The sequence below is a fragment of the Mesorhizobium sp. NBSH29 genome, assembly GCF_015500055.1.
In the GTDB taxonomy this organism is placed as follows: Bacteria; Pseudomonadota; Alphaproteobacteria; order Rhizobiales; family Rhizobiaceae; genus Neomesorhizobium.
Genome location: NZ_CP045492.1, coordinates 2,733,243 through 2,757,744, shown reverse-complemented (window position 1 = coordinate 2,757,744; position 24,502 = coordinate 2,733,243). Strand labels below are relative to the sequence as shown.

At 58.7% G+C, this 24,502-nt stretch carries 23 protein-coding genes; 6 read left to right on the top strand and 17 right to left on the bottom strand.

The window, feature by feature from the left end; genetic code table 11:
• Positions 1-10 precede the first annotated feature (10 nt).
• The 13 genes from fabZ to GA830_RS13690 form a co-directional block, all read right to left on the bottom strand.
• Complete coding sequence (gene fabZ, locus GA830_RS13750) at positions 11-484, bottom strand: 3-hydroxyacyl-ACP dehydratase FabZ (protein WP_195164953.1); 474 nt, start codon at positions 482-484, stop codon at positions 11-13.
• Entirely contained in the window at positions 477-1,529 is a 1,053-nt protein-coding gene (gene lpxD / locus GA830_RS13745) for a UDP-3-O-(3-hydroxymyristoyl)glucosamine N-acyltransferase (protein WP_195162388.1), read from the bottom strand. Before lpxD ends, fabZ begins: the two co-directional genes overlap by 8 nt.
• Before the next feature lie 50 nt (positions 1,530-1,579).
• Positions 1,580-3,943, bottom strand: coding sequence for an outer membrane protein assembly factor BamA (bamA, locus tag GA830_RS13740; protein WP_195162387.1), 2,364 nt, complete (start codon positions 3,941-3,943; stop codon positions 1,580-1,582).
• 219 nt (positions 3,944-4,162) lie between these two features.
• Complete coding sequence (rseP, locus tag GA830_RS13735; protein ID WP_195162386.1) at positions 4,163-5,302, bottom strand: RIP metalloprotease RseP; 1,140 nt, start codon at positions 5,300-5,302, stop codon at positions 4,163-4,165.
• 96 nt (positions 5,303-5,398) lie between these two features.
• Positions 5,399-6,214 (bottom strand): phosphatidate cytidylyltransferase, encoded by an 816-nt coding sequence (locus GA830_RS13730; RefSeq protein WP_195164952.1) that lies wholly within the window; start codon positions 6,212-6,214, stop codon positions 5,399-5,401.
• A gap of 23 nt (positions 6,215-6,237) precedes the next feature.
• Positions 6,238-6,963 (bottom strand): isoprenyl transferase, encoded by a 726-nt coding sequence (locus GA830_RS13725; RefSeq protein ID WP_195162385.1) that lies wholly within the window; start codon positions 6,961-6,963, stop codon positions 6,238-6,240.
• A gap of 38 nt (positions 6,964-7,001) precedes the next feature.
• Positions 7,002-7,562, bottom strand: a complete 561-nt coding sequence (frr, locus tag GA830_RS13720; RefSeq protein WP_195162384.1) for a ribosome recycling factor — start codon at positions 7,560-7,562, stop codon at positions 7,002-7,004.
• Between the two features lie 46 nt (positions 7,563-7,608).
• Positions 7,609-8,334: a UMP kinase gene (gene pyrH / locus GA830_RS13715; protein ID WP_195162383.1), complete on the bottom strand. Its 726-nt coding sequence runs from the start codon at positions 8,332-8,334 to the stop codon at positions 7,609-7,611.
• Between the two features lie 144 nt (positions 8,335-8,478).
• Positions 8,479-9,399, bottom strand: a complete 921-nt coding sequence (gene tsf, locus GA830_RS13710) for a translation elongation factor Ts (RefSeq protein WP_195162382.1) — start codon at positions 9,397-9,399, stop codon at positions 8,479-8,481.
• A gap of 128 nt (positions 9,400-9,527) precedes the next feature.
• Positions 9,528-10,367, bottom strand: coding sequence for a 30S ribosomal protein S2 (gene rpsB / locus GA830_RS13705; protein ID WP_195162381.1), 840 nt, complete (start codon positions 10,365-10,367; stop codon positions 9,528-9,530).
• Between the two features lie 179 nt (positions 10,368-10,546).
• Positions 10,547-10,933 (bottom strand): type II toxin-antitoxin system VapC family toxin, encoded by a 387-nt coding sequence (locus GA830_RS13700; protein WP_195162380.1) that lies wholly within the window; start codon positions 10,931-10,933, stop codon positions 10,547-10,549.
• Positions 10,930-11,169, bottom strand: coding sequence for a type II toxin-antitoxin system Phd/YefM family antitoxin (locus GA830_RS13695; protein WP_195162379.1), 240 nt, complete (start codon positions 11,167-11,169; stop codon positions 10,930-10,932). The genes GA830_RS13700 and GA830_RS13695 overlap by 4 nt, the downstream gene beginning before the upstream one ends.
• 63 nt (positions 11,170-11,232) lie before the next feature.
• Positions 11,233-12,636, bottom strand: a complete 1,404-nt coding sequence (locus tag GA830_RS13690; RefSeq protein ID WP_195162378.1) for an aminotransferase-like domain-containing protein — start codon at positions 12,634-12,636, stop codon at positions 11,233-11,235.
• A 105-nt stretch (positions 12,637-12,741) separates the two neighbouring features.
• Here GA830_RS13690 and GA830_RS13685 point away from each other — a divergent pair, with 105 nt between their 5' ends.
• On the top strand, positions 12,742-13,605 hold the full coding sequence (locus tag GA830_RS13685) for a DMT family transporter (protein ID WP_195162377.1): 864 nt from the start codon (positions 12,742-12,744) through the stop codon (positions 13,603-13,605).
• Between the two features lie 10 nt (positions 13,606-13,615).
• Here GA830_RS13685 and GA830_RS13680 read toward each other — a convergent pair whose 3' ends face one another.
• On the bottom strand, positions 13,616-13,942 hold the full coding sequence (locus tag GA830_RS13680; RefSeq protein ID WP_195162376.1) for a DUF4031 domain-containing protein: 327 nt from the start codon (positions 13,940-13,942) through the stop codon (positions 13,616-13,618).
• 22 nt (positions 13,943-13,964) lie between these two features.
• Positions 13,965-14,783 carry a cell envelope integrity EipB family protein gene (locus GA830_RS13675; RefSeq protein ID WP_195162375.1) on the bottom strand — a complete coding sequence of 273 codons (819 nt, stop codon included), beginning with the start codon at positions 14,781-14,783 and terminating at the stop codon, positions 13,965-13,967.
• A 140-nt stretch (positions 14,784-14,923) separates the two neighbouring features.
• Here GA830_RS13675 and GA830_RS13670 point away from each other — a divergent pair, with 140 nt between their 5' ends.
• From GA830_RS13670 to GA830_RS13650, 5 genes are all read left to right on the top strand, one after another.
• Positions 14,924-15,388, top strand: a complete 465-nt coding sequence (locus tag GA830_RS13670) for a RidA family protein (protein ID WP_195162374.1) — start codon at positions 14,924-14,926, stop codon at positions 15,386-15,388.
• Between the two features lie 19 nt (positions 15,389-15,407).
• Positions 15,408-16,142 (top strand): glycerophosphodiester phosphodiesterase, encoded by a 735-nt coding sequence (locus GA830_RS13665; RefSeq protein WP_195162373.1) that lies wholly within the window; start codon positions 15,408-15,410, stop codon positions 16,140-16,142.
• Between the two features lie 66 nt (positions 16,143-16,208).
• Positions 16,209-17,420, top strand: coding sequence for a GNAT family N-acetyltransferase (locus tag GA830_RS13660; protein WP_195162372.1), 1,212 nt, complete (start codon positions 16,209-16,211; stop codon positions 17,418-17,420).
• 101 nt (positions 17,421-17,521) lie between these two features.
• A complete protein-coding gene (locus GA830_RS13655; RefSeq protein WP_195162371.1) occupies positions 17,522-17,959 on the top strand; it encodes an HIT family protein in 438 nt (145 codons plus the stop codon).
• 196 nt (positions 17,960-18,155) lie between these two features.
• Entirely contained in the window at positions 18,156-19,088 is a 933-nt protein-coding gene (locus tag GA830_RS13650; RefSeq protein ID WP_195162370.1) for a Gfo/Idh/MocA family protein, read from the top strand.
• Here the strand turns inward: GA830_RS13650 and GA830_RS13645 are convergent.
• Both GA830_RS13645 and rpoC read right to left on the bottom strand, forming a co-directional pair.
• A complete protein-coding gene (locus GA830_RS13645; RefSeq protein ID WP_195162369.1) occupies positions 19,085-19,948 on the bottom strand; it encodes an RHS repeat-associated core domain-containing protein in 864 nt (287 codons plus the stop codon). The two genes, GA830_RS13650 and GA830_RS13645, sit on opposite strands and share 4 nt — an antisense overlap.
• Positions 19,949-20,117: 169 nt before the next feature.
• Positions 20,118-24,314 carry a DNA-directed RNA polymerase subunit beta' gene (gene rpoC / locus GA830_RS13640; RefSeq protein WP_195162368.1) on the bottom strand — a complete coding sequence of 1,399 codons (4,197 nt, stop codon included), beginning with the start codon at positions 24,312-24,314 and terminating at the stop codon, positions 20,118-20,120.
• Positions 24,315-24,502 lie beyond the last annotated feature (188 nt).

Genomic DNA, 24,502 nt, shown 5'->3' with positions numbered 1-24,502 from the left:
GGATGGGCCGTCATTTGGCGAGCTTTGGCGTCATCATCGCCGAAATTTCGGCTTCGGCGACTTTTACACCGTCAACTTTCGCTTCACAGGCAAAGCGCCAGATACCGCTGCGCTGCTTAAGCTTGCGTACATGGATCTCAAGCCGGTCTCCCGGCACCACCGGGCGGCGGAACTTGGCTTTGTCGATGGTCATGAAATAGACCAGCGTCGGGCCGTCTCCACTGGCGTTTTTCTTGATGCAGATCGCGCCGGCGGTCTGCGCCATCGCCTCGACAATCAGGACGCCGGGCATCACCGGATGGCCGGGGAAATGACCTTCGAAATGCGGCTCGTTGATGGTGACGTTCTTGATGCCGACGGCCGATTCGTCGCCATTAATGTCGATCACCCTGTCGATCAGCAGAAACGGATAGCGATGCGGCAGCAGCTGCATCAGCTCATTGATGTCGACCGTCTCCAAAACGGTATCGGCCGGATCAGCCATCATCGTTTGCCTTCCTGGGTTTGGTCAGCCCGCGAAGGGCGGCAACTTCTTTGAAAAATTCACGCATGGGCCGGGCCGGTGATCCGGCCCAACGTTCGCCCTGCGGGATGTCATGCATCAAGCCGGACGAGGCTGCAACCTGTGCGAACGAGCCAATGGAAATATGATCGGCGATGCCAACCCTGCCACCCAGCATGACGAAATCGCCCAGTGTGACAGAACCTGAAAGTCCGCAATGGCCTGCAATGATGCAGCCGCGGCCGATTTTCACGTTGTGGGCGATCTGTACGAGATTGTCGATCTTGGTGCCCTCGCCAATCACCGTATCCGACATGGCGCCCCGGTCGATGGTGGTGTTGGCGCCGATCTCGACATCGTCCTGGATCACAACGCGGCCGATCTGGGGGATGCGCTCAGGGCCGGTTGGACCACCGACGAAGCCAAATCCGTCCTGACCGATCTGGGCGCCGCCGTGAATGATGACGCGGTTGCCCAGAAGGGCGAACTGGACGCTAACCCCGGGGCCGATAAAGCCATCGCGACCGATCTGAACACCTGCACCGATCACCGCGTTTGGCGCAATGACGGTGCCACTGCCGATGGCAGCGCCGGGGCCGATACTGGCTCCCGCTTCCACGATAGCACCGGGCTCGATCTTGGCCTTCGATGAAATATTGGCCTTCTTGGACACTCCGGTCTCGCCGGTCAGCGGCAACGGCGTCGCAGCGCCCGGATGCATCAATCGTCCAATTTTGGCGAAAGCCTGCTGTGGTTTTTGAGACACCAGGATGGCAATGCCTGCTGGTACCAGCTTGACGCAATCAGCGCTACACAGAATGGCAGCGGCTGTACGGCCCTGGAGCAGCGCTGCATTGCGCTTTCCATCGACGTAGATGAGCATGCCTGCACCGCCGACAGAAGCGGGGGCAATGTTGGAAACCATTACATCGGCATGGCTGGCGTCGAGCAATTCGGCATTGGTCAGCGTCGCTATCTCAGCGGCGGAATACCGGCGCGACGGCGCGAAAAAGACCGGGTCTGTCATAAATACCTTTTCTTCCGGGCCAAATAAGCCCGGAAGCACAGTCCGACCGTTTAGAACTTGGTCGAGATGCCGAAATTGAAATTCTGCTCTTCGTCGCCTTCGACCTTTTTCAGCGGAATTGCGTAATCTACACGCAACGGGCCGAATGGCGAGGCCCAGATCAGGCCGGCACCGGCGGAAGCACGCCATTCCATGGCCGTACCGGAAAGCTCCGCGAAGTTCAGGTCGCTGCCATAGAGCGTGGCGGCATCAGCAAATATCGCGCCCTTGACGCCAAAGCTCTCTGGAATGAGCGGCAGCGGGAACTGCGCTTCCGCCGAGGCATGGAAGTAGGTCGTGCCGCCAAGGTGATCCTTGGTTGCGCTGTCGTAAGGTCCGATGCCGTTGAACTCGAAACCGCGAATGATGCGATCATTGCTCTTGAAGTGATCAAAGATGCGCAGTTCGCCATCTCCGGTCGGCGCAATATGGCCAGCACCACCGCTCAACAGACCGACAATGTTCATCTCTTCCGAGATCGTATGATAGTAGGTCGCACGGCCCGTCAGCTTCAGGAATTCGGCATCGCCACCCAGACCAGCAAATTCGGTCGTAAAGGTTGCGTAGAGGCCGGAATGCGGGTCCTTCATGTTGTCGATATTGTTGAAGAGCAGCGTGCCGCTGACCGACGACTTTACCCATGGGCTGTTCTGCACGCCATTAACAATAGCCGATGAAATGCTGCAACCTGCGTCAGGAAACCCGTCCCCGTTCTCGTCGCAACGATCGCGCAGATTGTATTTTTCCTGCGACAGATTGTAGGCGAACTGAGTCGACAGTGTTTCGGTGATCGGCAGACCGATGCGTACCGTGCCACCCGTCGTTTCGCTCTCATAGTTCGTGTAGCGGCGGGTCTGCCGGAACACATCAAAGCCAGCCGCAACACGGCGGCCGAGGAAGTAAGGCTCGGTGAACGACACCGTGAAATCGCGCGAGTTTTCGCCGCCACCGGCCGAAACCTTGATGTACTGACCGCGACCCAAAAAGTTCTTTTCGGTGATCGAGGCTTCCACGGAAGGCCCAGATGATTCGCCACCGGTGGTGTAGCCGGCGCCGATGGAGAACTCACCGGTCGACTGCTCGACAAGATCAACCACCAGAACAACCTGGTCAGGCTCTGAGCCCGGCGTGGTCGAAATTTCGACCGACTGGAAGTAGCCCAGACGCTCAAGGCGCTTCTTGGCGCGCTGGATCAGAACCTGGTTGAAAGCGTCACCTTCGGAGACATCAAACTCGCGGCGCACGACATAGTCACGTGTACGGGCATTGCCCCGGATCTCGATGCGCTCAACATAGGTGCGGGCACCCTGGTCGATCGTGTAGGCGACGGAAATCGTGTTGTTTTCAAAGTTGCGGTCGCCGCGCGGGGTGACCTGCGCAAAGGCATAACCAAGGCCGGCCACATGCTCGGTAATTCCGATCAACGTGTCCTCGACCTTCTTGGCGCTGTAGACGGCGCCTGCATTGGTCTGCAGCTGACCGCGCAGCGATTCGCCGTCAACGCCCTCGATCGTGCTTTCGACGGTGATGTCGCCAAACGTGTAGCGCGCGCCTTCATCGACGGTGATCGAAACGACATATTCGTTGGTCGCCTCATCCAGCACGCCGTTTGCGGAGATAACCTGGAAGTCGGCATAGCCGCGGTTGAAGTAGAAGCGGCGCAGCGCTTCCTCGTCGGCGCGGATGCGGTTTTCGTCATAGACGTCGTCGCGCATCAGGAACGAGAGGACATTGGAGCGCTTTGTCGAAATGACTTCGGCCAGGCGGCGGTTGGAGAACGCGCTGTTTCCCGAAAAATCGATGCGGGCGATCTTGGTGCGGTCGCCCTCGGCGATCTCGAACACCACGTTGACGCGGCCCTCACCCAGATCCATCACCTGCGTGGTGACCGTGGCGTCGTCACGACCGATGCGGCTGTAAGCCTGGCGCACGGCGTCGGCGTCGGCTTCAAGCGCTGCATTGGAGAAAGCAGCGCGCGGCTTCAGCTGGACGGCCTGTGCCAGCTGAACATCTTTAATCTTCTTGTTGCCCTGGAACAGCACCTGATTGACGATCGACAGTTCGTCGACCTGAACAACAAGCGTGGAACCAGACTGGTTGATGCGCACGTCCGAGAACATGCCGGTGGCGAACAGGCGCTTTACCGCTTCATCAATGTCGGCGTTGGAGAAATTCTTGCCTGGCGTGATGCCGAGGTAGCTGCGCACCGTCTCAGAATCGACGCGCTTGTTTCCCTGCACATCAATACTGCGCACCACAGCGGCTTGAGCAACAGACAGCGTCGCCATTTGAACGGCAACTGCGCCTGGTACCACCAGTGCGGCGGACAAAGCTGCCGCTGATACGGCGCTTGTGAATCTGGATGCTGGCTTCATTTACTTCCCAAAACCCTATGCTCTCGTAGTCCCCACGGCGAGAAACCCGGCGTAGCGGTAAATTCAGAATACCGTATTAGCCAGATTCTTCCTACACGCAAGGCTTCTGGTTAATTTGAATTTACTAAAGCGCGTGGCGTTGCATTAGGGTCACGCATATCCGCCGCGATGGTAAACACCGTCTCAATTCGGGTCATAGTCGGACCATTTTTCAACAATTCAGCATCCAAAGAGGTCATTCCAGAAAACGAACCCCATGAAACCGAGCACCAGTGCAAAGCCTATCCGATAGACCATTTCCATGGCCCGTTCGGAAACCGGCCTGCCTATCACTGCCTCAACGGCGTAGAAAACAAGGTGACCGCCGTCAAGCGGTGGAATGGGCAGAAGGTTCAGAAATCCTATACCGAGCGAAAGGGCTGCGATCAGCTGAACGACGACTTCAAAACCTACTTTGGCCGCCTGTCCCGACATCTGGGCGATCTTGACCGGCCCGCCTAGCTGGCATTTGTCTTCGCGTCCGCTGGCAAAGCGGGCGAGGAAACTCCAGGTCCGCTCGAGCTGGTATCCGGTCTGGACAACAGCCTCACCCAGCGCGCCTGGAACGGAGTATTCAATGACCCGCGGCTGGCCAAGCTCGGCGCTGTTGACGACACCGATGACGCCCACCTTGATCTTGTTGCCGAGCGCGTCTTCCTGCTCCATCAACTCAGGCGTGGCGTGCAGTTCAACCTCGCGATCATCGCGCAGCATTTTGAAGGTCAGCGGGTCGCCGGTGCGGCCTGACACCAGGCGCTGCACGTCCGAAAACGTCTCGACGCGGTTGCCGTTGACGCTGACGAATCGGTCGCCCGGCTCGAATCCGGCAGCAGCGGCCGGACTGTCGGCACGAACTTCTGCCACCATGGGCTCGGCAACCATCCGACCGTAAACGGCAAAGAAGACTGCAAAGACTGCAATCGTCAGCATAAAATTGAACATCGGCCCGGCAAGCACGGTGAGCGCACGCTTCCAGACGGGCTGGGTGTGGAAGGCGACGCGTTGTTCCTGAACCGAAAGTTTGTCGATTTCCTCTGCCACCGGCGTCGAGGTGGCATTCATGTCGCCGACAAATTTGACGTAGCCGCCAAGCGGAATGGCGCACAGTTTCCAGCGCGTGCCATGGCGGTCGTTGAAACCGATCAGTTCAGGCCCAAAGCCAATGGAAAACGCATTGACGCCGATGCCGCACCAGCGCCCGACCAGATAATGCCCCATCTCGTGCACAAAGACGACGACGGTCAAAACAATCAGGAAGGGGATGAGCGTACCGACGATCAGGCTATCCGTGCCGAGGATCGGGGTTAAAAAGTCCAACAATCAATATCCTCGCTCAACCATATTCGGCGCGCTGCGCCAGATAGACTGTCAATGCCGGCAAATCCAAGGCAAACCGGCGGATGCGGTGCCCTGCCCTCAAAGCCCAAAAAGCGCTTTGGCCGGAGAGCCAAAGCCACTAAGTGCGCCGCCGATGACGTACAGGGCAAATGCAGCTGCGACAAGCCCGTCGACCCGGTCCATGACGCCGCCATGGCCGGGAATGAGATGGCCGGAATCTTTGACGCCATTGCGCCGCTTGACCCAGGATTCGAACAAATCACCGGCTTGGGATACCGCGGAGAGCAACAGCGCAAGGCCCGCCATACCCACAGTCGGTGCCTGGCCCATGGCCCCGAGCGCAAGCATCGCGACAGCGACAGCGCCGACCGTCCCGCCAAACGCGCCTGACCAGGTTTTTCCAGGCGAGATTTTGGGAGCGAGTTTCGGGCCACCGATCGCGCGCCCCGTGAAGTAAGCAAGAATATCGGTCGCCCAGACGACGGCAAAAAGAAAGAGTATTGCAGTCAGTCCGGCCTGATCATCATTGCGCAAAAACGCCAGTGTGATGCCCGATGCCGCAGCATAAAACAGCCCTGCCGCATGCCATCGCCCATCCAGCCGCGTTGCGCCTGCTGCCAGCAGAATTGCGGCCATCACGCCTGTCAGAACCCATAACAGCCAAAAAGGTGTTGGCAGAACGAGGGCAAGACAGATCGCGGCTATGGTCATGTCCGCCGGCACTGTCTGGAAGGTGCTGCCGGTCGGGCGAACCATGCGTGTCCACTCGTAAAACACCGCACCGGCGATGAAGGCAGCGACGATGCGAAACGGTGTGCCCCCCAGCCAGGTGACTGCGAGGATGACCGACGCCAGGATGACCCCGGAGATTATGCGCAGCTGGAGATTGCTCAGCCGCGTGCGAGGTGTTTGATCAGTCAAGAAGCGACGCCCTGCTTTGTAGCATCGACGCCACCATAGCGCCGTTCACGCGCGGCAAACGCCTGCAGCGCATCTTCCAGTTCCGTCCGGCCAAAATCCGGCCAGAAGCACGGCTGGAAGACGAATTCGCTGTACGCTGCCTGCCACAGCAGAAAATTGGAAAGGCGCTGCTCGCCACTGGTGCGGATGACAAGATCGGGATCGGGAATGCCGGCTGTATCGAGATGAGCGCCCACAGTTTCGGAACTGATCGCATCGGCCGTAATCTCACCTTTTGCGATAGCTTCGGCAAGCTTGCGGGCGGCACGCACTATCTCGTCGCGCGCGCCGTAATTGAAGGCTATGACCAGAGTAAGCGCGCGGTTGTTTCGCGTCAGCGTCTCGGCTTCCGTCAGCAGCGCCCTGATATCGGGCTGCAGGCCGTCGCGGTCGCCGATGATGCGAATTTTCACGCCGCTGTGGTGAAGTTCCGCCAGATCGCGGCGGATAAAAATCTTCAGCAGACCCATGAGATCACTGATCTCGGTCTTTGGCCGCGACCAGTTTTCCGACGAGAAGGCATAGACCGTCAGCCAGGTAATGCCGAGTTCGCCCGCTGCCCGCACAGTTTTGCGCAATGCCTCGACACCGGCACGGTGGCCGGCAAGACGCGGCAAGCCTCGCGCCTTGGCCCAGCGGCCATTGCCATCCATGATGATTGCGACATGCGCAGGCGTGGTCATCAAATTGTCTTCAGCCCCTCTGAAACGTCGTCCGCGTCTCAGACTTGCATGATTTCCGCTTCTTTTTCGCTAAGCAAGCTGTCTATGGCCGAAATCGTGTCATCCGTCATTTTTTGCACTTTGTCGGATTGAACGCGGTGCTCGTCCTCGCCAATGACACTGTCTTTTTCAGCTTTTTTCAGGCCGTCCATGCCATCGCGGCGGACGTGGCGGGCAGCAACGCGGGCATTTTCCGCGTATGTGTGGGCGATCTTGACCAGTTCCTTGCGGCGCTGCTCGTTCAGCTCGGGAAGTGGAATGCGCAGCGTGGTACCATCCATAATGGGATTGAAACCGAGGTTACTTTCGCGAATCGCACGGTCGACGGCGCCGACCATCGATTTGTCCCACACAGAAACCGCGATCATGCGCGATTCAGGAACCGTCACGTTCGCCACCTGGTTCAGCGGCATCATAGTGCCGTAGGCCGAGACCAGAACCGGGTCGAGCAGATTGCTCGAGGCACGACCGGTCCGCAGCGAGGCGAGATCGTTCTTGTATGCCGCAATCGCGCCTTCCATGCGCCGTTGCACGTCCTTGAAGTCTACGCCGTCCGCCATCTTTGGTTCTCCTTGAAAGTGCTTTGTCGATTTGTCGACGCGCGACCTAATTCTCGGTCACGACCGTGCAGCGACCATTGCCCCGCAAAATATCGCCAAAGCCGCCTTTTTCATGAATCGAGTATACGATTATCGGAATGTGGTTTTCGCGCGCAAGGGCGATTGCCGCTGTATCCATAATGGAAAGGCCTTGTTTGAGCACATCCGCATGGGTGATGCGCTCATAGCGGGTCGCATCCTTGTGTTTCTTGGGGTCGGCCGTATAGACGCCATCGACCTGGGTGCCCTTGAACAGCGCATCCGCGCCTATTTCAGCTGCGCGCAAAGCCGCTGCCGAATCGGTTGTGAAAAATGGATTGCCGGTACCGCCGGCGAAGATCACCACTTTACCGGCGCCCATGTAGGCGGTTGCCTTGAGCTGCGAAAAGCTCTCGCATATCTCGGGCATGGCGATGGCTGAAAGCACGACGGCATCGACGCCAAGCTTGACCAGCGACGTGCGTAGCGCAAGCGAGTTGATGACCGTGGCTAACATGCCCATATGGTCGCCGGTTACCCGGTCGCCACCCTTGGAAGCGACTGCGACGCCGCGGAAGATGTTGCCGCCGCCGATCACCACGCCCACTTCGACGCCCATCGCGCGCGCTTCGGCGATATCGCTGGCAATGCGGTCGACGACAGACACGTCGATGCCGAAATGCTGCTCGCCCATCAGCGCTTCGCCGGATGCTTTGAGCAGGACACGGCGATAGAGAGGGTTGCTTGCCGTCATGAGGTCCCCAAGAAATTCTTATAAGCGACAGAAGTGGGCGCCGCGCATCGCGGAATATTGGCCCGCTGCAATTCGTGTTCCGATACACGAAGGGCGCCACGATGTCACGTGGCGCCCCTGTGTTGTATCCGGTGTTTTAAGAACTTAGTTCTTCACGGCCGCAGCGACTTCAGCGGCAAAATCGCTCTCTTCCTTCTCGATCCCCTCGCCGAGCGCAAAGCGGACGAAAGCGGTGATCTTGGCAGGTGCGCCGATAGCCTTTTCGGCCTCGGCCAGCGCCTTTTCGACCGTCAGGTCGGGGTTGATCACGAAAGCCTGCTTCAACAGCACGACTTCCTCGTAGAACTTGCGCATACGGCCTTCGACCATCTTTTCGATGATGGCTTCTGGCTTGCCTGACTGGCGAGCCTGATCGGCGAAGATCTCCTTTTCGCGCTCGACGGCTGCCGGATCAACTTCCTCGGCGTTGAGCGCGAGCGGGTTGGTGGCGGCGACGTGCATGGCAACCTGACGGGCAAACGCGCTGGCGGCTTGCGCATCACCATCGGTTTCGATGGCGACGAGGACGCCCAGCTTGCCGAGGTTTTCGGAAACAGCGTTGTGGACATAGCTGGCGACCGCGCCCTTGGCGACGGTCAGCTTTGCCGCGCGACGGAAGCTCATGTTTTCACCGATGGTGCCGACCGCGTCCTTGATGGTGTCAGTCACCGTCTTGTCTGATCCGGGATATTTCGCAGCCGCAATCGCATCGGTTTCGCCATAAGCGAGCGCGACCTTGGAGACGTTGCGGACGATCTCCTGGAAGGCATCGTTGCGGGCGACAAAATCGGTCTCCGAGTTCACTTCGACGATGGAAGCCTCGCGAACGCCGGCATCAACCCCGACAAGTCCTTCAGCGGCCGTGCGGCCAGCCTTCTTGTCGGCTTTGGAAATACCCTTCTTGCGCAGCCAGTCGACCGCTTCTTCGATATTGCCGCCGGTTTCGCCCAGTGCCACCTTGCAGTCCATCATGCCGGCGCCGGTCAGTTCGCGGAGTTCTTTCACCTGTGCTGCGGTAATTGTCATGGTCGCCTCTTTGTTCGATCTGAAATGCGAGGGCGCACCACCCTCGTGGGTGATGCGCCTGGTCGCCGGCGCGTTGGTCGCGCCATGGTCAAAATATCCAAAGGCCAGAGCGGCCTTCAGGGTAGAAATCAGGCGCCGGTCGAATCGGCTGCCGGAGTTTCTTCGGCTGCAGCCGCTGGCGCTTCTGCGGCTGGTGCTTCGGCAGCAGGTGCTGCTTCGAGTTCCGGCTCAACCGGGGTCTCAATCGAGGCACCAATGTCGACGCCCATGGCGCCGTGCTGACGGGCGATGCCGTCGAGAGCTGCCTTGGCTACCAGATCGCAATAGAACGAGATTGCGCGCTGCGCATCGTCGTTGCCTGGGATCGGGAAGTCGATCTTGTCCGGATCGCAGTTGGAATCGATGACGGCCACGACCGGGATACCCAGACGCTTGGCTTCGAGGATCGCAATCGCTTCCTTGTTGGTGTCGATCACGAACATCAGGTCAGGCGTCGAGCCCATGTCCTTGATGCCGCCGAGCGCCTTGTCGAGCTTTTCGCGCTCACGGTCGAGGTTCAGGCGCTCCTTCTTGGTGAAGCCGTGTGCTTCGCCGCCCGAAAGGATCTCATCCAGCTTGCGCAGACGTGCGATCGAGTTGGAGATCGTCTTCCAGTTGGTGAGCATGCCGCCCAACCAACGCGAGTTGACATAATACTGAGCCGAACGCTGTGCAGCGTCAGCCACGATGTCTGATGCCTGGCGCTTGGTGCCGACGAACAGAACGCGGCCGCCCTTGGCGACAGTGTCGGAAACCTGCTTCAGCGCCTGGTGCAGCAAAGGCACCGTCTGCGAGAGGTCGATGACGTGGATGTTGTTGCGTGCGCCATAGATGTAAGGCGCCATTTTCGGGTTCCAGCGGTGGGTCTGGTGGCCGAAGTGAACGCCAGCTTCAAGAAGCTGGCGCATGCTGAAATCAGGCAATGCCATTCTTTAGGTCCTTTTCCGGTTAGCCTCCACGGACACTTGACGAGACAGGAAACCCTGAAACGCCACCGGAGGTCTCAACCGGATTTCTCCCGGCAGACACCAAAGTCCGTGTGTGGAATGACCGCGCCTATAAAGGGGATGGGTGCGAAAGGCAAGAGTTAGACGTTCGAGCGCCTTGCTCAGACTTTTCGCACGGAGATCGGATAGCTGGCGAGAACTGAGTCCGCTGTCAGAAGGGTGACCCCCTCAGAAAGCACCTGAGCAACGAGCATGCGGTCGAAGGGATCTTTGTGAATGGGTGGCAAAGCCGCGACCGCAACTGCATGGGTGCTGGTCACCGGCACTTCGACATAGCCATTTTCGAGAAGGCCGCGTTTAAGGGTTCTGGGGTCTGCCGTAAAGTCAGGCCGCCCAAGACTGCGCTTTATGGCAACCTCCCAGAGACTTACTGGACTGAACAGAAGGATGTTGCCCGCGTCGGCCAGAAAGCGCCGCGCAATTGGCGACAGATTCCACGGCGCCGCCGCAGCCCACAACAAAAGATGGGTGTCTACGAGCAGCTTCATACGCCAAAGAGCACGTTGATTTCTTCCGAGCCCATCGTGTCGAAATCGTCGGGTACCGAAAATTCGCCCTCCATAAATCCAAGGCGCTGCATCTGGTCAGCCGAGGGCTGGTCAATTGCCACGACCTTGACCATCGGTCTGCCCGCCTTTGCGATGACGAATGGTTCACCATTTGCCGCTTGCTCGACGAGCCGCGACAGATTGGTTTTTGCCTCGTGGATGTTGATCGTTTGCATAATGAGACCTCAGCTAGTTTAGTTCACTGAACTTAGTTCAATTGACGCTAGAATCAAGTGCCTTCACCTCATCGCGCTCGACAGCGCGGGCCAGATACGCGCATCCTCCATCTGCGCCACGTTGAACCGCATGAAGCTTTTGGCCGATTGTGATTGGCTGAATACGTTGCCGGGAGCCAGCACCAAATTGTCCTTGTTCAGCGCATGGCGGGCCATGGCAGCCGCATCAACGCCTTCCGGCAGGCGGCACCACAAAAACATGCCAGCGGACGGTTGCAGCCATGGCTCGATACCGATGCTTTTCAGTTCGGCAGATGTTTCCTGCATGACGCGGGCAAGCCGATCACGCAGCGCCTCCATGTGCTTTCGATAGCTGCCGTCCACCAACAGCGCCAATACAAGTTCGGCGGAAAAATTGGCTCCGGCAAAACTGGTGGCGATTTTCAGGTCGGTCAGACCCTCAATCCAGTCAGGACGCGCGACGATGAAACCGCAGCGCACAGAGGCCGACAGCGTTTTTGAAAAGCTTCCAATCTGGATGACCCGTTGCAGCCCGTCGAATGCGGCCAGTCGCGGCGCGGGCGCGGTTTCAAAATCGGCAAAGATGTCGTCCTCCACAATTGTGAGGTCGAACTGGTCGGCGAGTTTTAGCACGCGGTGTGCCATCACCGGCGAAAGCACCGCTCCGGTGGGATTATGGACGCCGGAATTGGTGATGTAGAGGCGCGGCCTGTGCGCGGACAGAACCTGTTCCAGCTGCGCGATGTCAGGCCCCGACGGGGTGTAGGCGACACTGACAATGTTGGCGCGGTGAGCTCTCAGAAGGGCGTGGAAATTGAAATAGCAAGGGTCGTCGACCAGCACCGTGTCGCCCGGCTCGATCAAGAAGCGGCAGATCAGGTCAATCGCCTGCGTGCCCGATTCGGTGAGGACGATCTGCGCAAGAGCAGCTTCCACGCCATGGCCGGCAAGGCGACGCGCCAGAACCTGGCGCAGCGCCGGGAGACCGAGCGGCGTGCCGTAATCGGAAAGCGTCGAATTATCACGCCGGGCGAGTGAACGCAGGGCGCGTCGCATGGCATCATGCGGCATCCATGATGGCGGAAGCCAGCCACAGCCGGGCTTTAGCAGATCATCGCCCTGCTCCAGCGACTGGCGGGAAATCCACAGTGGATCCACCGCCCGATCAAGCTTTGGACCGATGTCGGCCAGCGAGAGCGGCGCAAGCGGTGCGGCGACAAAATAGCCGGAACCCGGACGCGACCTGATGACCCCTTCGGCGGAAAGCCGCTCATAGGCTTCGACCACCGTTGATTTGGAGATGTGCATCGTGGTGGCCAACCCACGGATCGACGGCAGCTTTGCCCCGGGCGTGAGGCTGCGCCCGGCGATCCGTTGACGGATCGACTGCATCACAAAGGCGATCCTGGTATCGCCCTGTACCATTTTCACGCCTGCATCATCCATCTGTACTGCACCGGAAACCAATACGGTTTATAGATATTGTACCGCACTGTCTCTGGCCGCGCCATCTCCTTTTCGCCACTACGGATGGCCACGAGGGAGAATAACATGGACAAGACGACCGGCGGATGGATCAGCGGGTTTCTGGGTGTGCTGATCTTCAGCGGCTCCTTGCCGGCCACGCGCATCGCCGTGATGGACTTTGACCCGGTGTTTCTGACCGTTGCACGGGCAGCCGTCGCTGGTGCACTCGGTGTCTGCCTGCTGTTGCTGTTTCGAGAGAAACGACCGGCACGCAGCGATCTCTTTCCTCTCATCATTGTGGCGCTCGGCGTGGTTGTCGGATTTCCATTGCTTACGGCGCTTGCGCTGAAACACATCACCGCCGCACACTCCATCGTTTTCATCGGGCTGCTGCCCCTGGCAACCGCAATATTCGGCGTGCTGCGCGGTGGCGAGCGCCCTCGCCCGGTATTTTGGGTGTTCTCTTGCCTTGGCAGTGCGCTGGTCGCGGGCTTCGCCCTGTCGCAGGGCATCACGGCTGCACCGCTTGGCGATCTTCTCATGGTCGCTGCCGTCATTGCCTGCGGGCTGGGCTACGCCGAAGGCGCGAAACTGTCGCGCCGGCTGGGCGGCTGGCAGGTGATTTCCTGGGCGCTGGTCGTGTCGCTGCCGCTGATGCTTGCGCTGGCGCTTTACACGATGCCGTCGACGCTTTCAGGCATCAGCGGCCCGGCATGGGCAAGCTTTGCCTATGTGTCTGTCTTTTCGATGCTGATCGGCTTTGTGTTCTGGTATCGCGGGTTGGCTCTGGGCGGCATTGCCGCTGTCGGGCAATTGCAGTTGCTGCAACCCTTTTTCGGGCTGGCCCTTGCGGGGCTGCTGCTTCGCGAAGAAGTTAGTCCGATGATGTTTCTGGTGACATTGGCAGTGGTCTGCTGCGTGGCCGGGGCGAAGAAATTCGCCAGCTGACAGCTTTGCTTCAGCGCGGATTGCCCGCCAATCCACTGGTAAGCGGGTCTGGCCGCTTCGGCCGCGCCACCTTGCCGTTCTTCACACGCACACGGCGGAAAACCGCAACAATCTCCTCGCGTGTGCACGCTTTGGCGCCAAGCAGAATCGCGCGGCTGCGCTCATAGGCGGTGATGTCGTAATGCGGCGCAGAAGTGCGCGGCGGGCCCTGGTAGACCAGACGGTTGACGCCAAGGCGGGCGGCAAACCGATGCAGTTCCGCCACATCGTCGGCCATCAGATGGCACCAGTTGCGACCGGCCCATTTCCAGATTGCCGCGTCTACATAGACGGCCATCGGCACAGCCGCTTGTCAGGCATCATTTCTTGCAGGGCTTTGGCCTGTCGAACAGCAACAGATTGACCAGCTTGCCCTTCATCGAGAAGTCGCCGTAGTCCATCATCAGGTCGCGGGTCAGGCCATTCTTATACATCTTGAAGCTGATCCGGTATTGCGGCAGTTCCTCGCCACCGGTTTTCGATTCATCGAAATAGGCGATATCGACCGGCCAGAATTTGTCCTTTGCAAGCGGCGTGAGCGCCGGCATTTCAGGATCGTCTTTCCCTGTCTCAACCGGCTTGCCGATCACCACGGTGGTGGTCATGACCTTGTCAGCATCTTCCGACCCGTCGAACAGACTGGTCTCGTAAAAGTTCTCCCCCGCTTCCGCCTTGCCAAGAAGTTCGATCAAATGCTGGGTGGGAAACTGGGTGGCACGCAGGTCGATCGTGTCTTGGTCCGGTTTTTCCATTTCGACAGTCAGCTTTGACGCTTCACGCGTGGCGGTGCCCCGCACTTCGCGATCAAGCGCCTGATCGACGAAGCTTTTCGTCACAAACGAAAAATTCTTGCCCTCGGCATCTTCAAAGGTCGTCGTCTGCTGATCGGTCAGGCGCGTTGATTCGCCGGTATCGATGCGGGTGACAAATCGGAAGTTGACCGTGTAACCCTCACAGGCCGACCCATTGAACTCGTAAACCATCCGACCGGTGAGCCCGGTGATGCCGGAACGGTCCGACGCATTGTCGAGCGCCAGATCATAAACCGCGCGGTGCGGGGCCAGAAGCGGCGCGGACAATGCCGGAGCTGAAACCGAAGCAATCAGAAGGGAAAGGGCAAAAAGGCGCGATGCGCGCATGAAGGAGACTCCAGTCGGCACGGTTCCAAACGAGCGTGCCCACATCAGGTACAATAAAAAAAGTCATGGCGGAAGCGAGGCAAACATTGCACCTTCGACGCCGGTGCCCCGACGGCCAGCATGAAACAGGAATTTTGGACATGACAGACACAATCGAAAGCCGCCTTGCGGAACTCGGCGTGACCCTCCCCGCGGCTGCTGCGCCAGCGGCAAACTACCTGCCCTTCATGCAAAGCGGCAACCTTCTGTTCACGTCCGGCCAGTTGCCGATGAAAGACGGCAAACTTTCCGCAACCGGCCAGCTCGGCCGTGATGTCGATGTCGCCGCCGGGCAGGAAGCAGCGAAATATTGCGCCATCAACATTCTGGCGCAGGCAAAGGCCGCACTCGGCGATTTGGGCAAAATAAAGCGGGTGGTGCGGATCACTGTCTTCGTGGCGTCATCTGCCGACTTTACCGAGCAGCATCTGGTCGCCAATGGCGCATCCGATTTTCTTGCCGCAGTGCTGGGCGATGCCGGACGGCACGCGCGCGCAGCGGTTGGCGTTGCCGCACTGCCGCTCAACGCAGCGGTGGAAATCGACGCCATCATTGAAACTGCCTGAACCGGAAGGCCTGCCGCCAATGCGTAACGAACAGCTGTCCTGGCTTGTGCGCCAGCCGATTGCCCATCGCGGCCTGCATGACATGAACAAGACGCGGTGGGAGAACACGCTGGCCGCGTTCGAGGCGGCAGCCGTGCACGGTTATGCTATCGAATGCGACGTCCACCTGACCTCCGACGGCGTGCCGGTGGTTTTTCACGACCGCAACCTCAAACGGCTGACCGGGACCGAAGGCGAGGTATGGCAGCGCAGCGCCGGCGAGTTGACGTCTCTTGCCATTGGCGGCACGGATGAGCGCGTGCCGACGCTCGACCAGATGCTGGCGCTGGTTGCCGGGCGGGTGCCGATTGTGGTCGAGCTGAAGGGAGTTCCGGGCCATGATGACGGGCTGGTCGAGCGCGTGTGCGAGAAACTCCGCGGCTATGGCGGCGAGGCAGCCATCATGTCATTTGATCATTGGCTGATCCGCCAGTTCCCCGCCCATTCCGGCGACATTCCGGCTGGCCTGACGGCGTGCGGAGCGCTGCCGCACGAAATCGAGCAGCATTTTTCCATGCTGGCGAACGGCATTTCATTCGTGTCCTATGGCGTGTTCGATCTACCTAACCCGTTCATCTCATTCGTGCGCGAGCGCCTTTCCATGCCGGTAATCTCATGGACGGTGCGCGACAAGGCAGCCGTGACCAAAACCTTTGATCACGTCGACCAGATGACGTTTGAGGGTTTTATGCCGGAGGCCGCGCCGGTCGCATAAGGGTGGCGCGCCTTTCGATGGTGAAGAACCCCTTGCGGCGGGCGTGCTGCGGAATATCTAAGACAGATGAAAACAAGCGGGGGCAACGATCTGACGGATCACGATGGGGGCAGTTTCATCATCCGTCCCGTCAGTTCCATCGGCGCATTTCCCCGCAGCGAATGGGGCAGCCTTTCCGGTACCGGGCGCGGTGACGGGGCCTACAATCCCTTTGTCTCTTATGACTTTTTGACCATTGTCGAGGAATCCGGCTGCGCGTCTCCGGCCACCGGCTGGCAGGGCCATCATCTGCGTCTGGAAGCACCGGATGGCAGCCTGCTCGGCGCCCTGCCCTGCTACGCCAAAAACCACAGCCAGGGCGAATATGTGTTTGACCATGGTTGGGCCGACGCGTTTGAACGTGCTGGCGGGCGCTATTATCCAAAACTCCAGGCATCGGTCCCGTTCACACCGGTAACAGGGCCACGGCTTCTGACACGCCGCGACGGGGTGGACCCGTCGGCGGTGCGGGCAGCGCTCGCATCAGGGCTGAGACAGATGACGGACCGGCTGGGTGTGTCCTCTGCCCACGTCACTTTCGGGCAAGACGGCGATATCAGCGCGCTGGAGGGCGCAGGCTTTCTGCATCGCACCGACCAGCAGTTTCATTTTCACAATGCGGGCTATGGCACCTATGACGATTTTCTCGGCTGCCTCGCCTCGCGCAAGCGCAAGGCGCTGAAAAAGGAACGCCGCGCAGCGCTTGAGGGCGGCATCACCATCGAGTGGCTGACCGGCGCGGATTTGACCGAACGCGTGTGGGACGATTTCTACGCCTTCTACATGGATACCGGCGAGCGCAAATGGGGCCGGCCTTATCTCAACCGCCGTTTCTTTTCGCTCCTTGGCGAACGTATGGCTGATGACGTGCTTCTGGTGATGGCCAAACGGGACAATCGCTACATTGCCGGCGCGATCAATTTCATCGGCTCAGACGCGCTCTATGGGCGCAACTGGGGATGCATCGAGGAACACCCGTACCTGCATTTCGAGGTCTGCTATCATCAGGCCATCGATTTCGCGATCGCCAGAGGGCTGAAAGTGGTGGAAGCGGGCGCGCAGGGCGAGCACAAGCTGGCGCGTGGCTACCTGCCCGTCACCGTTCATTCGGCTCACTACATCTCCCACCCCGGCCTGCGCCGTGCCGTCTCCGACTATCTCGAGCATGAACGGCGCGAGGTGACCCAGATTGGTGATTATCTCGGCGCTCATGCGCCATTCAGGAAAACCAGCGGCTGATCACCATCGCCGTTGACAACGAGCGCACACCTGCCACCTTCCATTCACCATTCACCATTCACCATTCACCATTCACCATTCACCATTCACCACGAGCCGCCATGACCGCCCCTCTCTACGATCCGCAAAACATCTTCGCCAAAATCCTGCGCGGCGAAATCCCGTCGCACAAGATCTTCGAGGATGCCGACACTCTGGCGATCATGGATGTGATGCCGCAGGGCGAAGGCCATTGTCTGGTGCTGCCAAAGGCGCCGGCCCGCAATCTGCTCGACGCGTCGCCGGAGAGCCTGTCAGCTGTCATGGCGACTGCGCAGAAGCTTGCCCGCGCTGTGAAGAGCGCGTTTGCGGCTGATGGTGTCACCGTAATGCAGTTCAACGAGGCCGCCGGCGGGCAGAGCATGTTTCACTTGCATGTCCATGTGATCCCACGCTTCGAGGGCATTGCCTTGAAACCGCATACCGGCAGCATGGAAAAGCCTGAAATTCTGGCAACCAACGCCGAGAAGATCAGGGCGGCGCTGGCCAGCCTTGGCTGAAAAAAGTCCACCCGGAAGGGGCTCTTACCGGGTGGCAAAGGCTGCGTGTGACGGTCGAGACCGTCCCGGCTCTAAACCGCTGGCCGCATGAACGGTGTCTTCACATCCACTCCATGGCGTTCTGCAGAGCTTGCTTGCCGTCTTCCCGCACCGGCTGTAGATCGGAAGTAACGCTTCCCCAGTCGAGAGCCAACCCATGCCACAATCCCCTGAGCCGATCCGCATAGCCGTTGTTGGTGTCGGCAAGATTGCACGCGACCAGCATCTGCCGGCGCTGGCTTCCAACGATGATTTCCGTTTGATTGCGGCAGCGAGCCGCCACGGCACAGTCGAGGGCGTCCCCAACTTTGGAACCATTGAGGCTCTGCTGGCGGACATAGGCGAGATTGACGCGGTATCGCTGTGCATGCCGCCCAAATTCCGGTTTGACGCGGCGCGGGCAGCGCTGGAGGCCGGCAAGCATGTGTTCATGGAAAAGCCGCCCGGCGCGACGGTCAGCGAAGTGGAAGAGCTGAAGCGCATTGCCGAACGGCAGGGCGTCACGCTGTTTGCCAGCTGGCATTCGCGCTATGCGCCGGCAGTGGAGGCCGCGCGGGCGTTTCTGCAGGCATCAACTCTTACATCAGCACAAATCATCTGGAAGGAGGATGTCCGTCGATGGCATCCGGACCAGGACTGGATCTGGCAGCCGGGCGGATTTGGCGTGTTCGATCCGGGCATCAATGCCCTGTCGATTATGACGCATATTTTTCCAGCGATGTTCATCACTGACGCTTCGCTTGATTTCCCGGCGAACCGCGATGCCCCGGTGGCTGCAAAAGTGTTATTTCGCACGTCGTCGGGTGCACCCGTCGTGATGGACCTCGACTGGCTGCAGACCGGGCCACAAAGCTGGGACATTCACGCCGAGACCGACCGCGGCACCATGCTGTTGTCAGGCGGCGGTGCAAAGCTCGCCATTGATGGCGTCGTGGTACACGACGAACCGGAGACCGAATACCCGATGCTTTACAAGCGCTTCAGTGACCTTGTTCGCAGCCACACGTCAGACGTTGACCTCGCGCCACTGCAGCATGTCGCCGACGCTTTCATGCTGGGCAAGCGCAATGTGGTGGACGAATTTCGCTAGGAAATAAATCGCTTTCGGAAGTTCCACAGCGCTCTTCTGTCACCTTGTCGAATGAGTAGGGCTTGCTGGCGAAGCCGCAACGGATAGTGCAAATCCTCCGTCAGCCGCTGCACACCCGCGTAGACTGTGCTTGCCGCTCTTGATAATGGAAACATTTTTCCTCGCCGCTGGGCGGTGATTTCGGGAGACTGATAATAGGGGCCCAAAGCCGCCTGAAGATCTGTCTGCAAGGCCTTCTGCGACATTCCAGTATTATGCTGCATACCCAGCTGCGAATTGGGTAATTCAGCCCTGATTTGCCCCGGAAGGACACCTTCCTGAATGCCAAGCTCGATGCGTCTGCGGGCGTTCACCTGCGCAACTCCGGTACCTCTGGCAAGGTACGTCGAGAAGCCAATCTGTGCCCCCGGAAGACGGCCGATATCCATTTTGCCGATCCGATAGGTGGCACTGTTCACCCTGAAATTCATCGTCGTTGACGTCGATGCGAGGTCTACTGCGGCGTGCCCTGGCAAATACCGAACAACCTCCCGCATCGCGACAAACGGCAATCGCTCCAGCCGACTTGCGCCGATTAAGGCGCTGTTCCGCAACCTGATAACATTCAAAACAGTGTGGGCCAGGGCTCGGAACGTAATATGCCCGCTCGGATCGTGATTGTTGACGGGGTCCCCCATGCAGTAGCCATACGCATTGATGCCACCTTGCTTAAACGGCGAAAGATTGTCTGGCGCGGTGAAGCGCATTAACGCTGGGCTGTATGCGCGGTATCCGTTTCCCAGCATCTGAACGCCGGTTTCATCCTCATGGATCTGGCCGGCAAAGCCAATATTGCCCGGTTTTCTCGTCGTGCTGCTCATAGCTACGCTCACTTTACCTGATCGGGCTCACGCTAACCGGCCACGTATTCTAGGAACAGCTCTGATGCGCTCTCTATGGTTGTATTTCGTTTGATTTTCGCCAAATTCTAACAGATAAAAAAAGCCGCCGGGTTGCCCCGACGGCTTTTTTCGTGATGTGGGTTGGCTGCTATTCGGCCGCGTTGGTCATATCGACCAGCATGGCGTCGGCAGTTTCTGCGCCGGAGTTCTTGCGGCGCTCGTCGAGGATCAGTTCGTCGCGTGCGGTTGCAATGCGACGGATCTGGCTCATCGTGCCACCGGTACCAGCTGGGATCAGACGGCCCACAATGACGTTTTCCTTCAGGCCCTGAAGCATGTCGGTCTTGCCGGCCACAGCCGCTTCGGTCAACACGCGGGTCGTTTCCTGGAAGGAAGCGGCCGAGATGAAGCTTGGCGTCTGCAGCGATGCCTTGGTGATACCAAGCAGAACCGGCAGGCCTTCAGCTGGCTTCTTGCCATCTTCGACCAGGCGCTCATTGACCTCATCCAGCTCGATCACATCGACATGATCGCCCGGAATGTAGGTTGAATCGCCCTGAACCGTGATTTCGACCTTTTGCAGCATCTGACGAACAATCACTTCGATGTGCTTGTCGTTGATCAGAACGCCCTGCAGACGATAGACTTCCTGGATCTCGTTCACGAGGTAGGAAGCCAGAGCCTCCACGCCCTTGATCGCCAGAATGTCGTGCGGTGCCGGGTTGCCATCGAGGATGTAATCGCCCTTTTCGATCGCGTCGCCATCCTGAAGATGGAACGGCTTGCCCTTGGGGATCAGATACTCAACAGGCTCCATGGCCGAGTCATGCGGCTCGATGATGATGCGGCGCTTGTTCTTGTAGTCGCGACCGAAGCGGATCGTACCATCGATCTCTGCGATGATGGCATGGTCCTTCGGACGACGTGCTTCGAACAATTCAGCAACACGTGGCAGACCACCGGTGATGTCCTTGGTCTTGGCGCTTTCCATCGGGATACGCGCCAGAACGTCGCCGGGACGCACCTTTGAGCCTGGCTCGACCGAGAGAATGGCTTCAACCGAGAGCTGGAAGCGTGCTTCGCCGCCCTTGGCCAATTTACCGATCTTGCCCTTTTCGTCGAGAATGACGATCGAAGGCTTGAGGTCCGTACCGCGTGGCGTTGAACGCCAGTCGATGACTTCGCGCTTGGTGATACCGGTGGATTCGTCGGCGGTTTCCTGAACGGAAATACCATCGACCAGATCCTCGTAGGACACGGTGCCCTCGATTTCGGTCATCATCGGGCGGGTGTATGGATCCCATTCGGCAACGCGCTGGCCGCGCTTCACGGTGTCCTTGTCGTCCACGAAGATACGCGAACCGTAGGTGACGCGGTGCGATGCACGTTCCTTGCCGGCTTCGTCGAGGATCAGGATGGCCATGTTACGGCCCATCACCACGAGGTTGCCGTCAGAGTTGCGAACCACATTGCGGTTACGGATCTCGACCTTGCCTTTATAAGACGCTTCGAGGAACGAGCTATCAACAACCTGTGCGGTACCGCCCATGTGGAAGGTACGCATGGTGAGCTGAGTGCCCGGCTCGCCGATCGACTGCGCCGCGATGACGCCGACAGCTTCACCCTGGTTGACCGGGGTACCGCGTGCCAGATCGCGTCCGTAGCAGATCGCGCAAACGCCGGTGCGGATTTCGCAAGTCAGCGCCGAACGGATGCGGATGGTCTGAACACTCGCATTTTCGATCAGCTCAACATCACGCTCGTCCATCAACGTGCCTGCCTTGACGATCAGGTCACCCGTTACCGGATGGTTGATGTCATCAAGTGCAGTACGTCCAAGAACGCGCTGGCCGAGAGAAGCCACAACCTGACCAGCATCAACAATTGGCTGCATTGTCAGGCCCTTATCGGTGCCGCAATCCAGTGAATTGACGATGCAATCCTGTGCGACGTCAACAAGACGACGCGTCAGGTAGCCGGAGTTAGCTGTCTTCAACGCGGTATCGGCAAGACCCTTACGGGCACCGTGGGTGGAGTTGAAGTATTCAAGAACGGTCAGACCTTCCTTGAAGTTCGAGATGATCGGCGTTTCGATGATTTCGCCCGAAGGCTTTGCCATCAGACCGCGCATACCAGCAAGCTGACGCATCTGGGTTGGCGAACCACGCGCACCGGAATGCGACATCATGTAGATCGAGTTCATTGGCTTTTGACGGCCATCTTCGTTGAACTCAACCGCCTTAATGCGCTCCATCATCTTGTCGGCAACGATTTCCGAGCACTTTGCCCAGGCATCAACCACCTTGTTGTACTTTTCGCCCTGAGTGATCAGGCCGTCATTGTACTGCTGCTCATATTCCTTGGCCAATGCTTCTGTCTTGGAAACAAGTTCGGCCTTGGCGTCTGGAATGATCATGTCATCCTTGCCGAAGGAAATACCGGCGCGGCATGCGTGACCGAAGCCAAGCGACATGATGCGATCGCAGAAAATGACCGTCTCTTTCTGACCGCAGTGGCGGTAGACCGTGTCGATCATCTTGGAGATGTTCTTCTTGGTCATCTCCTGGTTTGCGGTCTCGTAGGGCACATTGTGGTTCTTCGGCAAAAGTTCGCCGATGATCATGCGTCCTGGTGTCGTGTCATGGACTTTCGAAACCGGCTTGCCTTCGGCATCGACGGTCTTGAAGCGGCCACGGATCTTGGTGTGGAGCGTCACAGCCTTTGTTTCAAGCGCGTGCTGGAGTTCGCCCATATCGGCAAACACCATGCCTTCGCCTGGTTCGTTCTGGTTGACGATCGACAGGTAATAAAGACCCAGAACCATGTCCTGTGACGGCACGATGATTGGTGCGCCGGAGGCAGGGTGCAGGATGTTGTTGGTCGACATCATCAGAACGCGTGCTTCAAGCTGAGCTTCCAGCGAAAGCGGCACGTGAACAGCCATCTGATCGCCGTCAAAGTCGGCGTTGAAAGCGGTACAGACCAGCGGATGAAGCTGGATTGCCTTGCCTTCAATCAGAATGGGCTCAAACGCCTGAATTCCAAGACGGTGAAGCGTTGGCGCGCGGTTGAGCAGAACTGGATGCTCGCGGATAACCTCGTCCAGAATATCCCAGACTTCCGGCTTTTCCTTTTCAACCAGCTTCTTTGCCTGCTTGACGGTCGAGGAATATCCCTTCGCGTCGAGACGGGCATAGATGAACGGCTTGAACAGTTCGAGCGCCATCTTCTTTGGCAGACCGCACTGGTGCAGCTTCAATTCTGGACCGGTCACGATAACCGAACGGCCAGAGTAATCGACGCGCTTGCCGAGCAGGTTCTGACGGAAGCGGCCCTGCTTGCCCTTGAGCATGTCGGACAGCGACTTCAAAGGACGCTTGTTGGCACCGGTGATGACGCGGCCACGGCGACCATTGTCGAACAAAGCGTCGACGGCCTCCTGAAGCATGCGCTTCTCGTTACGGATAATGATGCCGGGCGCACGCAGTTCAATCAGGCGCTTCAGGCGGTTGTTACGGTTGATAACACGGCGGTACAGATCGTTGAGATCCGACGTCGCGAAACGACCACCATCCAGTGGCACCAGCGGACGCAGGTCCGGTGGAATGACGGGGACGATCTTCATGATCATCCACTCAGGACGGTTGCCTGATTCCATGAAGTTCTCGACGACCTTCAGGCGCTTCAGCAGTTTCTTCTGCTTCAGTTCCGAAGTGGTCGTGGCAAGATCGGAACGCAGGTTTCCTGCGATCTTTTCAAGGTCCATGCTGGCCAAAAGATCGTGAATTGCCTCAGCACCGATCATGGCGGTGAAGCTGTCTTCACCGAACTCATCAACAGCGATCTGGAACTCTTCTTCGGAAAGAAGCTGGTTTTCCTTCAACGAGGTCAAGCCAGGTTCGGTCACGATGTAGTTCTCGAAATAGAGAACGCGCTCAATGTCCTTCAAGGTCATGTCGAGCAGCGTGCCGATGCGCGAAGGCAGCGACTTCAAGAACCAGATATGCGCAACAGGAGCTGCAAGTTCAATGTGGCCCATGCGTTCACGGCGAACACGTGACAGCGTCACTTCTACGCCGCACTTTTCGCAGATGACGCCCTTGTACTTCATGCGCTTGTATTTGCCGCACAGGCATTCGTAATCCTTGATAGGACCGAAAATGCGCGCGCAGAACAGACCGTCACGTTCTGGCTTGAACGTACGATAGTTGATGGTCTCGGGCTTTTTGATCTCACCGAACGACCACGACAGGATCTTCTCGGGGCTTGCCAGAGAAATCCGGATGGAATCAAACACCTGGGCCGGAGCCTGAGGGTTGAAGAGATTCATGACCTCTTGGTTCATGCCGTTCTCCTTTGCGGGGCTGGGGTGAGCCCCTTCTCGAACATTTCTTTGGCAGTCATCGACCGCCCTTCTTGACCTGGAGACACGCAGCGCCGAAGCGCGCAACAATTTCCAGGTCCGTGACCGGCCGCAACGCGACCGTTAGAGTATCAACACCGCCGCGCGACCCATTTAATATGGTCGCGCGG